This window comes from Thalassobellus sediminis (genome assembly GCF_044386045.1).
In the GTDB taxonomy this organism is placed as follows: Bacteria; Bacteroidota; Bacteroidia; order Flavobacteriales; family Flavobacteriaceae; genus Thalassobellus; species Thalassobellus sediminis.
Window position 1 is genome coordinate 980,552 of record NZ_JBISCD010000040.1, and the last position, 14,512, is coordinate 995,063.

Consider the following 14,512-nt stretch of genomic DNA (forward strand, 5'->3'; position numbering starts at 1 on the left):
AAAAATTTTGAACTTTAAAACCATCATATTAGTCTTGTTTATAATCGTTTCTCTTTCCGCGAAAGCGCAAAATGAAACACAAAAGAATACCCAAAAAGTTGGTTTAGTATTAAGTGGTGGTGGCGCAAAAGGATTGGCGCATATAGGTGTGTTAAAGGTTATTGATAGTTTAGGCGTAAAGGTTGATTATATAGCAGGTACAAGTATGGGTGCTGTTTTAGGAGCCTTGTATGCTTCTGGCTATTCTGGAAAAGAACTCGATTCTATTTTTAAAGAAGTAGATTTTGATAAAATTATGAATGATGATTTGCCAAGAGCTTCAAAAGCATTTCATGAACGCGATAATTCTGAAAAATATGCATTAACACTACCGTTCGATCATTTTAAAGTTAAGTTACCTTCGGCGTTGTCAAGAGGTCAAAATACCTATAGCCTACTTTCTAGATTGTTATTGCCTATTAACGATATTGATAGTTTTGATGCGTTGCCTATTCCGTTTTTCTGTATAGCAACTAATGTAGAAACAGGTAAGCAAGTGTTGTTAGATAAAGGCGATTTAACGCAATCTATTTTGGCAAGTAGCGCACTACCGTCGGTTTTTCAACCCGTTAATATTAATGGTCAAGTGTTAATAGATGGAGGTGTAGTAAATAATTATCCTATTGATGAGTTACGAGCAAAAGGAATGGATATTATTATTGGAGTAGATGTGCAAGATGGGTTGTTAAATAGAGACGAGTTAACATCAGCGCCAGATGTTTTAATCCAAATAAATAACTTTAGAACCATAAAGTCTATGGAGACTAAAGCAAAACAAACCGATATTTATATAAAACCAGATATTAAAGACTACTCCGTGGTATCTTTTGATGAAGGTTCAAAAATTATTGAAAAAGGAAGAGAAGCTGCTATTTTAAAATATGAAATATTAAAACCTTTTTTTAATACTAATGAAAATGCACATGTAATGATGAAAGCTCAAGATAGCCTCTCTATAAGTTCTTTTTACTTTGAAGGAATAAAAAACTATACAAGGGCTTATGTTTTAGGAAAGTTGAAATTAAAAGCTAATGAAAAAATAAGTTATAATGATTTTGGAAAAGGAATAGATAACCTTGTAGCGACTAATAATTTTGATTCATTTCAATATAAATTAATTAAGAATAAGGATGATGAAAGATATCATTTAATTGCAAAATTAAAAGAAACAAAAAACACAACGTTTTTAAAATTAGGGATACATTTTGACGATTTATATAAAAGTGCAGCCTTAATTAATGTTACTCAAAAACGTTTATTATTTGATAATGATGTGGCTTCATTAGACTTTATTTTAGGAGATCATGTTAGATATAATTTTGAGTATTTAATAGATAAAGGTTTTTATTGGAGTATAGGCTTAAGGTCCAGATATAATACATTTAATAAGAATATAAGTGCCCAGTTATTTCTAGAAGATTCTGAAATAATTACTACCGGATTAAATAAAATTGATGCAAATATACAAGATCAAACCAATCAGTTTTACCTGCAAACATTGTTTAGAAAGGATTTTGCATTAAGTTTGGGGTTAGAACATAAACGGTTGGAGGTGAAATCGGAAACGCTTTCAGTAACCAATCCGAATGATGATTTTATATTTGAAAAAACAAGTTATTTAAGTGTTTTTGCGAATTTAAAATTAGATACTTACGATAATAAGTATTTTCCTAAAAGTGGTGTGTGTTTTAATGGCGATGTTCATAACTATTATTATGCTTCTAGCTTTAATAAAGATTTTGACAATTTTGCAATTGTAAAAGCAGATTTAGGATATGCCTTTAGTGTATCTGATAAACTAGCCTTTAATATAGGAAGTAGTGGCGGTTTTAAATTTGGAGAAAAATCGACCAAATCATTAGATTTTGCTCTAGGAGGTTATGGTAATAATTTAATAAATAATTTTATCCCATTTTTGGGGTATGATTTTATTTCCCTTACTGGAGATAGTTATGTTAAAGCATCTTTTAGTGCAGACTATGAGATTTATAAAAAACACCATATAACTTTAGAAGGAAATTGGGCAAATATAGAAGATGATCTTTTTGAGACAGGGGAATGGTTTACGCTTCCAGATTATCGAGGTTATAGCTTAGGCTATGCTATGGAAACTTTAGTTGGTCCTGTTCAAGTAAAATATAGTTACTCGCCAGAACAAAAGCAAAGTATTTGGTTCTTTAATATAGGGTTTTGGTTTTAAATGTTTTCAGTATTATTCTTAACTTTATTTAAATTAAAATGATGGTTTTTGTAACAAATTAACGTTAAGAACTTCTTATATAAACATGATGTCTTAAGAATTTTTATATTTTTGGAATAGTAATTGTAATTTCTTACTTATAAACAATAAATGTAAACTTAAGAAGTTACATGTCAACGACCCATAACAAATGAAGAATATACTACTTATAATAATAGTCATTTTTACCATACAAATGTCTTTTTCACAGCAAGAATCTGCGTATGGAGATGGCGAATGGTTTAAATTTAAAATGAGCTATAGCGGCTGGATGAAAGCCGGAAATGCAACACTTACCGTTAAAGATTCTAAACTTGGAGATAAAGATGTATATCATGTAGTGGGTAAAGGCTGGACTACAGGTATGATAAAATGGTTTTTTAAAGTAAAAGATAGGTATGAGAGCTATTTTGATAAAAAAACCAATATGCCATATAAGTTTGTTAGAAATATTGATGAAGGTGGGCATACTAAAGATTTAGAAATAGATTTCGATCAAGAAAATAATAAGGCTTACGTTAATGATAAGAAGCATAATAAAAAATCGGTAATAGATACCAAGCCTAATATTCAAGATATGGTATCTACATTTTATTATTTACGTAATAACTTAGACACAAGTAATTTAAAAATTGGTGATGAAGTACGTATCGATATGTTTTTTGATGAAGAAAATTACGGATTTAAACTTAAATATTTAGGTGAAGAAACCATAAGTACTCAGTTTGGAGATATTAAGTCATTAAAATTTAGACCGTATGTTATGGCAGGTCGTGTTTTTAAAGAAGAAGAAAGTTTGACGCTTTGGGTTTCAAAAGACAAAAATAAATTACCTTTACGAATCAAAGCCGATTTAGCTGTTGGTTCTTTAAGAGCAGATCTTGAGGCTTTTAAAGGGCTTAAACATCCTTTTAGAATTGTTGTAGATAATTAAATGAATTTTGAAGTCTAAAATAGAAAACCAACTTAAAGAAAAATACGAAGCCATAGGTCAAGATTCTGAAGATTATCTTGAAGGTTTATTAAATAGTAAGCCTATAAACTATTGGGATTATATTCAAACAGATGCGTTGTTAAATCTTCAAGTACAGCGTACAGTTTTTAAAGATGAAATGGTTTTCATCATGTATCATCAAATAAATGAACTTTTATTTAAAATGATACTTTGGGAAATAGATCAGGTAGCAAAAACCAATGAGGTTGATGCAGACCTTTTTACTTCAAAATTAATGCGTATTAGTCGATATTTCGATATGCTTACATCGTCTTTTAGTATTATGAAAGATGGTATGGATATAGACGATTATAATAAGTTTAGAACTACACTAACACCGGCAAGCGGATTTCAAAGTGCGCAATATAGAAAAGTAGAGTTTGCCTCAACTGAATTATTTAATCTTATAGATAAAAGGTTTAGAGATGATTTTGATGAAAATTCATCTTGTGAAAATGCGTTTGAGCATTTGTATTGGCAAGCTGCAGGAAAAGATTATGCTACAGGCAATAAAAGCTATACATTAACAGTTTTTGAAGAGAGATATAAAGACGAATTTATTAGATTTGCGAAATTTTATAAAACTAATAATTTGTATTCTAAATTTAAAGCGCTTCCAAAAGAAGCAAGAGAAAACAAAGACTTAGTTGATGCCATGCGCCATTACGATTATACCGTTAATATAAAATGGGTTATGGCACATTACAATACAGCAAATCATTATTTAAATATTGGCGGAAAAACTGCCGAAGCAACAGGAGGAAGTGAATGGGTAAAATACATGCATCCAAAATATCAAAAGAGAATATTTTTTCCAGAGTTATGGACAAAGCAAGAAATAGAAGATTGGGGAACAGATATTTAATATTACCACTATTAGCATTATTATTTATTAGCTGTAAAGACGATTCAACATCTAATTTAGTTGAAGAAGACATAGCGGTTGCTGAAAAACCTAAAGAATTATATGAATTTGGCTTTAAATTAAGTGATTATGTGGTTAAAAGAGATACTATAAGAAAAGGTGATAGTTTTGGTGAGATTCTTGAAAGAAATAAAATTGGATATCCTAAAATATTTCATATTGCCGAAAAAGCCAAAGATAGTTTTGATATTAGACGCCTTCAAGTTGGTAAACCGTATACATTATTATGTTCTAAAGATTCATTAGAACTTCCAGAATCTTTTATTTATCAAAAAAACAAGATAGAGTATGTCGTTATTAATTTTAAAGATTCTATTCATGCATACAATAGAAGTAAGCCTATAAAATATGTTCAAAAAGAATTATCAGGCGTTATTAATAGTAGTATTTCTCAAACTTTAGACGAAAAAGGTGTAAGTGCTGTGTTAACTAATAAATTAGCTGATGAAATATATGCTTGGACTATTGATTTTAGACGTCTTCAGCCTGGAGATCGCTTTAAAGTTATTTACTCTGACAAATACATTGATGACAGTATTTATGCTGGTGTTCATGAAGTAAAAGCTGTACTTTTTGAACATAATAAAGAGGTCTTTTATGCATTTCGATTTCAAACAGATTCTGTAAAAGGTATTGTTGATTATTTTAATAATGAAGCTAAAAATTTACGTCGTGCCTTTTTAAAAGCGCCAGTAAAATTTAAACGAATATCATCTAGATATAATTTAAAAAGAAGAATTGCAGTTTATGGATATAAAGTGCGCCCACATAAAGGAACTGATTTTGCGGCAGATATAGGAACGCCTATAATGGCAACTGCCAATGGTACCGTTACAAAATCTAGTTATACTGGAGGTAATGGGAATTATGTAAAAATTAGGCATAACGCTACTTACGAAACTCAATACTTACATATGAAAAAGCGTAATGTTAAAGTAGGTCAGTTTGTAAAACAAGGAGATGTAATAGGTTGGGTAGGTATGACAGGAAATACCGGTGGGCCGCATGTATGCTATCGTTTTTGGAAAAATGGTAGACAGGTCGATCCATTTAAACAAAAATTACCAGAAGCGAAACCTATTTCAGATTCATTGAAAGTAAAATATTTAGATTTTATACAACCTATAAAAACTCAATTGGATGCTATTCCTTTTGATGAACCTAAATTAGAAGAAGAAACATTAAATAATAATTTAGTCACATTTAATCATTAGTTTATGGCCTTACCAAATATAAACCCTACAACAACTGAAGCCTGGAAAAAACTTCAAGAACATTTTAATACAGTAAAAGATGTTCATATGAAAGATTTGTTTGATCAAGATAAAGAGCGAGCAAATAAGTTTACAATTAAATGGGAAGATTTCTATGTGGATTTTTCAAAAAATAGAATTACAGAAGAAACATTAATGCTTTTAATTGAATTAGCCGATGAGGTTAAGTTAAAAGATGCTATTAAAAGTCAGTTTTCAGGTGAAATAATTAATGAAACTGAAGGAAGAGCGGTTTTGCATACTGCATTACGCGCGCCTAAGAATTCAGATTTTACTGTTGATGGTGTTAATGTTATGCCAGAGATTTATCAAGTAAAGCAGAAAATAGAAGCATTTACTAATGAGGTTGTTAATGGTGAAAGAAAAGGTTTTACAGGTAAAGCGTTTACCGATGTTGTTAATATTGGTATTGGAGGTTCTGATTTAGGGCCCGCAATGGTTGTAGATTCACTTCAATATTATAAAAATCACTTAACAACGCACTTTGTTAGTAATGTAGATGGCGACCATGTTAATGAAGTTATCAAAAAATTAGATCCAGAAACAACGCTTTTTGTCGTGGTTTCAAAAACATTTACTACACAAGAAACGCTTTCTAATGCGAATACATTAAAAGACTGGTTTTTACAATCGGCTTCAGAAGAAGCTATTGCAAAGCATTTTGTAGCAGTATCAACTAATATAGCAAATGTTAAAGCTTTTGGAGTAGATGAAAACAATATTTTTCCAATGTGGGATTGGGTAGGTGGCCGTTTTTCACTTTGGAGTGCTGTAGGTTTAAGTATTAGTTTAGCTGTAGGTTATAATAATTTTGATAGCTTATTAATAGGAGCTAACAAAATGGATGACCATTTTAAAAATGAAGAATTTAAAAGTAACATACCAGTAGTTTTAGCATTAATAAGTGTTTGGTATAATAACTTTTTTAAGGCTGAAAGCGAAGCAATTATTCCTTATTCTCAATATTTAAATCAGTTTGCAACCTATTTACAGCAAGGAATCATGGAGAGTAATGGTAAAAGCGTTGATAGAAACGGTAATCCTATAGATTATCAAACTGGAACCATTATTTGGGGAGAGCCAGGAACTAATTCGCAACATGCTTTTTTTCAATTAATCCATCAAGGAACTAAATTAATTCCTGCCGATTTTATTGGTTTTGCTAAGTCATTGCATGGTAACCAAGATCATCAAGATAAATTAATGTCAAATTTCTTTGCGCAAACAGAAGCATTGTTAAATGGTAAGTCTAAAGAAGAGGTTATTGCAGAAGGAGCTAGTAAAGATTTAACACCTTTTAAAGTATTTCAAGGTAATAAACCAACAAATACTATATTTATTAACAGGTTATCACCAAAAAGTTTAGGTGAATTAATAGCTCTGTATGAGCATAAAATATTTGTTCAAGGCATTATTTGGAATATCTTTAGTTATGATCAATTTGGTGTAGAATTAGGTAAGCAATTAGCTAATAAAATTTTACACGAATTTAACAATAGCGTGGAAAATGAACATGATTCATCAACTCATAATTTGTTGAATTATTATAAGCGATTTTAGATAATCTCAAAATAATTCTCATTAAAAACCAAAAAAAGGTGATAGTAATTAAATTACTATCACCTTTTTTTTATTAACAATTGTTAATTTTCTTAACAATTGGATAATATAAATACTTTAATTCTGCGTATTTTTGTCCTGACTAATTTCAAATAATTAATTATGAAAAAAACTACGCATTTTTTAATGTTGACTGTAGGATTTTTGTTTTCTACAGTATTAATGGCTCAAAGTACTATATCAGGTACTATTATAGAAGCTGGAACGAACATGTCTTTACCAGGAGCCAATGTTGTTGAAAAAGGGACATCAAATGGTGTTGTAACCGATTTTGATGGCAACTTTTCTATAAAGACACAATCTAGCTCAGGAGAAATTGTAATTACTTACATAGGTTACACTTCTAAAACTATTTCTTTTTCAGGAGATAAAGCTATGGGTAATATAGAACTTGAATCTAGTCAAGTTGGTTTAGAAGAAATTCAAATTATTGCATCTGTGGCTGTAGATCGAAAAACTCCAGTTGCAGTTTCTACTATTAAAGCAGCAGACATCTCTTTAAAGTTAAGTACACAAGAATTTCCTGAAATATTAAAAGCAACTCCAGGGGTTTATGCAACTAGAGCTGGTGGAGGTTATGGTGACGGTAGAGTTTCTTTGAGAGGTTTTAGTTCTGAAAATGTAGCTGTAATGATTAACGGAGTTCCTGTTAATGATATGGAAAACGGACGTGTTTATTGGTCTAACTGGGCAGGATTAGGAGATGTTACTTCTTCAATGCAAGTACAAAGAGGTTTGGGTGCTTCAAAAGTAGCAGTGCCTTCTATAGGTGGTACAATAAATATTTTAACCAAAAGTACTGATGCAGAAGAAGGTGGTAACTTTTTTACTGGGATTGCAAATGATGGCTACTTAAAATATGGAATGACATATTCTACTGGATTATCAGATAAAGGTTTTGCAGCTACGGTTAGTGCTTCAAAAATTTCCGGAGATGGATATATAGATGGGGGTGAATTTTCAGGTTACAATTACTTTATAAGTTTAGCACAGCAAATAAATGAAAGTCACAGATTAACATTTACTGCATTTGGAGCACAACAAACTCATGGTCAACGTTTCAATCGTTCTACAATTTCTGAATTGTTAGATACAGATTCTGGACCACAAAAGGCTAATAAAGATTGGGGTTATAAAAATGGAGAGGTGTATCATCAATCTTATAATTTTTATCATAAACCTCAAATTTCATTAAATCATTTATGGAATATTAATGATAGTTCAGTTTTATCAACAGCTTTATATGCGTCATTTGGTTCTGGTGGTGGACGTAGAGATGAAGGTTCTAAAATTGGTTCTGATGATTATAGAACAGGAAGTTCAGGATTACAACCTATAGATTTTGATAGAATTGTAGCGGAAAATATTGCAAATGGCGCTGCTGGTTCTACAGATATAATTTCTGCTTCAAGAAACTCACATGAATGGTATGGTATATTATCTACTTATAAAAACAGAATTAATGATAAGTTAACTATTTCAGGAGGTTTAGATGCGCGTTCTTATATTGGACATCACTGGTATGAAGTAGAAGATTTATTAGGTGGACAATTTTTCTTAGATAATGAGAGTGATACTTTTGCTTTTGGTAAGCCTTTAAGAGTTGGAGATCGTTATAATAAAGATTATGATGGTATTGTTTTAAGATCAGGTATTTTTGGTCAGGCAGAGTATCAAGTTAATGAGTCTTTAAATTTATTTATGGCTGCAGATATTTCTAATACCAATTATAAAAAAGAGGAATTTATGAACTCTGATATTCCACTTAATGATAGGAAATCAGACGATGTTAACTTTTTTGGATTTGGAGTTAAAGGTGGTGGTAACTATAACCTAGATATTAATAATAATGTATTTGTTAATGTTGGGTATTTTTCTAAAGCACCATTTTTAGACGGTGTTGCGTTTCAGGATGATGATTTATTAGATGTTAATGAAGAGGCTGAAAACGAAAAAGTATTTAGTGTAGAATTAGGTTATGGATATAGAAGTGAAAAATTTTCTGCCAATGTTAATCTTTATCGTACTAGTTGGTTAGATAAAGGGATAAATGGATCTTTACCAGGCGCAAATCCTGGAGATGAAAGGGTTTTATATAACTTACTTGGTATGGATGCTTTGCACCAAGGAGTAGAAATTGATTTTAGATATAAATTTTCAGATAAATTATCTTTTACAGGGATGGCTTCTTTAGGAGATTGGCAATGGAAAAGCAATGTGTCTGCTATAGTAAGAACTCAGGATGGCACACCTGTAGGAGAAGTTGATGTTTTTGCAAAAGATTTAAAAGTTGGTGATGCTGCACAAACCACGTTTGCTTTAGGAGCAAATTATAAATTTGCTAAAAAATCAAATCTTTATGTAGATTATAACTATGCAGGAGATATGTTTGCTTCTTATCAAGTTACAAATAGAGGTACAGAAGGTCTTCCAGATACATGGGAGGTTCCTGAATATGGCTTATTTGATGCTGGTATAAGCCATGTATTTAATATAGGTTCATTTGAAGCTGTATTAAATGGTAAAATTAATAATGTGTTTAATACAGAATATGTGTCAGATGCAAATGATGTAGATGGAACTGCAGGAACTGCTTTAGTGTATTTTGGAGCAGGTAGAACCTATAGTGTAGGATTAAAAGTAAATTTTTAAAAAAAGAGCAATGAAAAAAATATTTTATTTATATACAGTTTTATTAGGAACAATCATTGTTGGTTGTAATCCTCTAGAAGATATTTATGATGACGCTAATGCTAATAATCCAGGTGTTGTTGAAGAAGTTGAATTAACACTTAGTGATGATGACTATGATGAATTAGATTTATCATTTGGCAGTTTTAGTTCAGAAGATGATGCTAAATCAATGTTACCAGATTATTTATCTAAATTATATCCATATTTAAGTAATGGGTCGTCTGTAACTGTGGATTTTAGATTATATATTGGTAATGCATTTTGGTTAAGAGATTATAGCTTAAAGCAAGAAGATTATGCTTTAAGTGGAAGTGATTTATTAGGTTTTCAATCTGATGCAACACCAGAAGATTATATTGCTGATATTCTTAGTAATAATTATAGTTCTCCTAAAGAAGGCGATTATGTTGCTGCTTCATATTTTCAATTTACAGGAAGTGCATATACCGTTACTCCAACTGTTTCTCTTGAAGAAAATTTTGATTATGGAGCTGCAGCAGGAGACTTAACAACTATTTCGGGGGGAAGTTGGACAAATCACTCAGGAGCTTCTAACCAATTAATGTTTGCAACTACAAGTTTATCTATGGCAGATTATCCTAGTACTAATTTAGGAGGCGCTTTAGCTATATCTAGTTCAGGTTCTGAAGATGTTAATACTTCGCTTACATCAATAATATCTACTGGAACAGTTTACGCGAGTGCTTTAATAAATTTAAGTGAAGTTGGTGATGGAACTTATTTTTTCCATTTAATGGAAGAAGATGGTAGTTTCAGTTATTCTGCAAGAGTTGGAGCTAAAAGTGATGGGTCTGGAAATATTTTATTTGGTATAGGGGCAAGCTCAAGTTCATTATCATATGGTGCTACTCCTTTTGACTTAAATACAACTTACTTAATAGTTTCAACTTATGATACGGCTACAGGCACATCAAATTTATATGTTTTAACTGCACCAGAAGCTACAGAACCTACAACACCAGAAGCAACAAACACAGGTGTTGCTGGTAACACAGCAAATAGAATCGGAATTCGTCAAGGTGGTGGTGGACCAACTGCTCTAATAGATGGTATTCGTGTAGCAAATACATGGTCGGCAATTATGACCAATGATGTATTAGAAGATGAGATAGTTGGAAATAAAACCTCTAATAAAGTAATTTATACTTTTACAGAGGACGTATGGGAAATAGCTACTGATGGGGTTTACTTAGTAAATGATGAAGATTTTGCCTCTATGGGTATTGAAACTTTTGGAAGTTCCACGCAACCAGATAATTATTTACCAACATTTTTAAATATTAAATTTCCATATGCATTAGAAGGTGAAGCATTAAATGTAATTTATGGTTATGTATCTAGCTCAAGTGGAGCACAGACAAGAGGTAATTTATACACAAAAATAGAAGGAGAATGGGTTGCTTATGAATCAACAATTGACTCAAAACTTCAGTTTGGTTTAGAATCAGGGGTTTGGGTACCAGATAATACTATTAGGTATACTTTTACATCAGATGATTATACTTTGGTTGGAGAAACTTTACTAAACGTATCTGGTTTTGAAAATGCTGCTGGAAATTTATCAAATTTTGGAAACTTTAATAGAACAGGAGGTAATTCTGGCTGGACAGATGATCAGATGATTACTGGTATTGGAGTTGTACTAGATAGTTTAGACCCTAGTGCTGCTGAAGGCCAAAAATATATCGTTTCTGTAGATATTTATAACGGAAGTAGTGGGGTTGAGAATTTCAGTCTTATTAAAACTGGTGGTGAGTGGGTTGTTAATGAATAATTTACAATTCTATTAAACAATAGAAAAGACCGTCTTTAAGACGGTCTTTTTATTTATATTGTAATTATTTATTTTAAACTAAATAATAATTCAGTTCTAGGTTAAACTAATTTTTAGTAAGTAGACTAAATTTATAAATCTTAAAAAAATATAATACCTATTTGATTATGTTGTACCATATTCTTAGTAGTAGTTGAATACTTTTTGAATGTTAAGCTTTAATTTACTTTTATTCTGTTTAATTAATTAAAAAAGCCCATTTGTAACAAATGGGCTTTTTTATATTTTAGCAGTATTAACATACTAGAAATAGTTTTATCCTTTTACTAGTTTAAGAGTGGCATTATTACGTTTGTTTTTTGAATTCACTTTAACTATGTATAAGCCAGCTGGTTCATCTTGTATATCCATTTCTACCTTTCCGTTTTCAACGTTGTATGTTTTTTTAGAAATTAACTGTGATTGTATAGAGTATAATTCAATAGTTACTACTTTTTCGGTTTGAGGAACTGAAATGCTAAAACTACCATTGCTTGGGTTTGGGTAGGCTTTTACTCTAAGATTTTCAGTATTTAAATCATCAATACCAAGTAAACTGCCAGCTATAATTTCAAAACTATCAACAGTCCAACGAGTAGGCTCGTTGTTTGAATAGTATTTAAATGCAAAGTAAACAGAACCAATAATTTCGCTAATATCTATATCTTCAAAGGTATACACTTCCTCGGTTCCAGAACCATCAGAATGTAAAGGAATTGTAACATTTGGTACAGCTATCCAAGTCGATTTTTCAGGACTATCGGTATTATCATAATCTGATGAATACACCAATTCTAATGTAGATGTCCCGTAAGCGGCATCAGTATAAAAACTCAATTTTTCTCCAGAACTTGTATCAAAATCAATTGGACTAGATGTGATTAGCCAGTCTTTACTTAAAGTTACCTGTTGGTAGCCATTAATCCCAATAGAACCTGAATTATTCTCTCCATATTGTGGGCTACACGCCCAATCTTTAGTACTGCTTTCACTATATGTAATGAAATTTAAATCATTACAGTTTTCAAAATCTTCTGAAAATAAAACTATTGGTCCTTGTAAGGTTGTAGTATTTAAAATCTCACTGGCAGCAGACAAGTTAGAAGAATTGTCTCTAGCTTTAATAGTAATTTGATATGTTGTGTTTGCGGTTAAATTTTCAATTAAACTAGAAGTTGATGATGTCGACTGTAAATACACACCATCTAAATAAATTAAATAATCAATGACATTAACATTATCTGTAGAAGTATCCCAGCTAATTTCAATTTCATCATCTTTAATAGTTGTTGCTATTAAGTTTTGAGGAATACTTGGAGCTTCTGTATCTGAATTATCATTTAAATTCCAACGATCTTCAGCAATTAAACCTCCCCAAATAAGTGTAGCTAAATAAGGATTATCAATAAAAGGATTTCTATTACCTTGAATTCCTTCTGCAACAGGGTTATGTTGGTCTTCAAAACCTGAGACAGGGTCTTCAGCATTCCATTTTAAAAATAAATCTATCATATTTATGTCTGCAGATAGTATATTTCCATAACCTATGTCTTTTGGTAAACATTGTGTTTCAGAAGTCTTAGATCCATCACCATTGTACCGTAAATACATGTACATAATAGCACGTGCAACATCTCCTTTCCATTCATCACCAGGATACCAACCTCCATTGCCTGCTATAATTTTAGAATCCCCATTTCCATCTGCAAACTTACGATTACTACGTAGAGAGTTCCATTCTGAATCAGCTGGTCTTAAATTGTGTACATCTGTTCCTGGACCTGGATCATCAGTTACTAAAACAGGTTTTGCTAGAGACTTGGCGAAAATATGTTCTCTATTCCATTTACCTGGAACACCTCCTCCAGTGTCAGTCTCAGATTTTAATCTTGTTCTATCTGTTTTATAATCGCCATCTGTATCATCAAAACCATAAATCAATAATACATTAGAAGGATTATTTGGGTCTTCTTCCGCTTGCTTTAAAACATCCCAAGTATCAGTGGCTGAAGATGTGTAAGGAATTGATATATGAGTCGATTTTACTCTAGTTGATAATTCTATAAACAAATCTTCACCTGTGTTTGTCAAATCGAGGCCATTATAATAAGATTGAATTTGACTAAAAGAAGAAATTGTGCATAAAAATATGAGTGCATAAATGAATAGGTTTTTCATGAAATGAATCTTAAGTTAATTAGACTATGTAGTTGTTACAAATTTATTGTTTATATCTTTAAATTAATTAATTATTTTAATTATTTATACCTTTTAATATAATATTAGCCTGTGTTTATATGTGATTTTATTTTAAATAGTAATTAAGCTATAAAAAGTATAAGAATAATTTTGCAACTTTATAATGAATTTTAAAACCGCTTCAATCGAAGCGGTTTTTTTATACTTTTAATTATTACATTTGTTATTCTAATTAAAAAAAGGTTATATATGTACGAAATTATATTATCAATTCATTCATATTGGGCATATTTGGTGCTTTTTATTTTAATTATAGCTGTTGCAAATGCTTTAATTAAAACTTTAGGAGATAAAGAATACGAAGCAAAAGATTTCAGAATATCATTGTTCACTTTAATAGTGTCTCATATTCAATTACTAATTGGTTTGATACTTTATTTTGTCTCACCTCGATTTGAATTATGGAGTGAGCTAGGAGGTGGCGTTATGAGTAATTCTATTGCAAGATTATACCTTGTTGAACATCCGTTTGTAAATATTATTGCAGTAGCATTAATAACTATTGGTTACTCTAAACATAAAAATAAATTAACATCTAATGCAAAATTAAAAACCATTGCTGTTTCTTACACAATTGCTTTAGTGTTATTGTTGTCTAGAATTCCTTGGAGTACTTGGATGTAATTTCGAAACT

At 30.9% G+C, this 14,512-nt stretch carries 9 protein-coding genes; 8 read left to right on the forward strand and 1 reads right to left on the reverse strand.

The window, feature by feature from the left end:
* The first annotated feature begins 34 nt into the window (after window positions 1-34).
* The 7 genes from ACH5TW_RS10840 (at window position 35) to ACH5TW_RS10870 (ending at window position 11,580) form a co-directional block, all read left to right on the forward strand.
* Entirely contained in the window at window positions 35-2,239 is a 2,205-nt protein-coding gene (locus tag ACH5TW_RS10840) for a patatin-like phospholipase family protein (protein WP_439336522.1), read from the forward strand.
* Between the two features lie 190 nt (window positions 2,240-2,429).
* Complete coding sequence (locus ACH5TW_RS10845) at window positions 2,430-3,212, forward strand: DUF3108 domain-containing protein (RefSeq protein ID WP_439336523.1); 783 nt, start codon at window positions 2,430-2,432, stop codon at window positions 3,210-3,212.
* A 7-nt stretch (window positions 3,213-3,219) separates the two neighbouring features.
* Complete coding sequence (locus ACH5TW_RS10850) at window positions 3,220-4,137, forward strand: tryptophan 2,3-dioxygenase family protein (RefSeq protein ID WP_439336524.1); 918 nt, start codon at window positions 3,220-3,222, stop codon at window positions 4,135-4,137.
* Complete coding sequence (locus tag ACH5TW_RS10855; RefSeq protein WP_439336525.1) at window positions 4,095-5,411, forward strand: M23 family metallopeptidase; 1,317 nt, start codon at window positions 4,095-4,097, stop codon at window positions 5,409-5,411. Before ACH5TW_RS10850 ends, ACH5TW_RS10855 begins: the two co-directional genes overlap by 43 nt.
* A 3-nt stretch (window positions 5,412-5,414) precedes the next feature.
* Complete coding sequence (pgi, locus tag ACH5TW_RS10860; protein WP_439336526.1) at window positions 5,415-7,031, forward strand: glucose-6-phosphate isomerase; 1,617 nt, start codon at window positions 5,415-5,417, stop codon at window positions 7,029-7,031.
* Window positions 7,032-7,193: 162 nt separating this feature from the next.
* The gene (locus tag ACH5TW_RS10865) at window positions 7,194-9,743 is read left to right on the forward strand and encodes a TonB-dependent receptor (protein WP_439336527.1); all 2,550 of its coding nucleotides are present in this window, start codon (window positions 7,194-7,196) and stop codon (window positions 9,741-9,743) included.
* A gap of 10 nt (window positions 9,744-9,753) precedes the next feature.
* Window positions 9,754-11,580, forward strand: coding sequence for a hypothetical protein (locus ACH5TW_RS10870; RefSeq protein WP_439336528.1), 1,827 nt, complete (start codon window positions 9,754-9,756; stop codon window positions 11,578-11,580).
* Window positions 11,581-11,895: 315 nt separating this feature from the next.
* Here the strand turns inward: ACH5TW_RS10870 and ACH5TW_RS10875 are convergent, their stop codons facing one another.
* Window positions 11,896-13,797, reverse strand: coding sequence for an endonuclease (locus ACH5TW_RS10875; protein WP_439336529.1), 1,902 nt, complete (start codon window positions 13,795-13,797; stop codon window positions 11,896-11,898).
* A gap of 270 nt (window positions 13,798-14,067) precedes the next feature.
* Here ACH5TW_RS10875 and ACH5TW_RS10880 point away from each other — a divergent pair, with 270 nt between their 5' ends.
* Window positions 14,068-14,502 carry a hypothetical protein gene (locus ACH5TW_RS10880; RefSeq protein WP_439336530.1) on the forward strand — a complete coding sequence of 145 codons (435 nt, stop codon included), beginning with the start codon at window positions 14,068-14,070 and terminating at the stop codon, window positions 14,500-14,502.
* Window positions 14,503-14,512: the final 10 nt, after the last annotated feature.

What these genes read in the sequence shown, in the direction of transcription:
- pgi (WP_439336526.1), top strand. Translation starts at nt 5,415, where the DNA reads ATGGCCTTACCAAATATAAACCCTACAACAACTGAAGCCTGGAAAAAA.
- ACH5TW_RS10875 (WP_439336529.1), bottom strand. Translation starts at nt 13,797, where the DNA reads ATGAAAAACCTATTCATTTATGCACTCATATTTTTATGCACAATTTCT.
- ACH5TW_RS10880 (WP_439336530.1), top strand. Translation starts at nt 14,068, where the DNA reads ATGTACGAAATTATATTATCAATTCATTCATATTGGGCATATTTGGTG.
- ACH5TW_RS10865 (WP_439336527.1), top strand. Translation starts at nt 7,194, where the DNA reads ATGAAAAAAACTACGCATTTTTTAATGTTGACTGTAGGATTTTTGTTT.
- ACH5TW_RS10870 (WP_439336528.1), top strand. Translation starts at nt 9,754, where the DNA reads ATGAAAAAAATATTTTATTTATATACAGTTTTATTAGGAACAATCATT.
- ACH5TW_RS10855 (WP_439336525.1), top strand. Translation starts at nt 4,095, where the DNA reads ATGGACAAAGCAAGAAATAGAAGATTGGGGAACAGATATTTAATATTA.
- ACH5TW_RS10845 (WP_439336523.1), top strand. Translation starts at nt 2,430, where the DNA reads ATGAAGAATATACTACTTATAATAATAGTCATTTTTACCATACAAATG.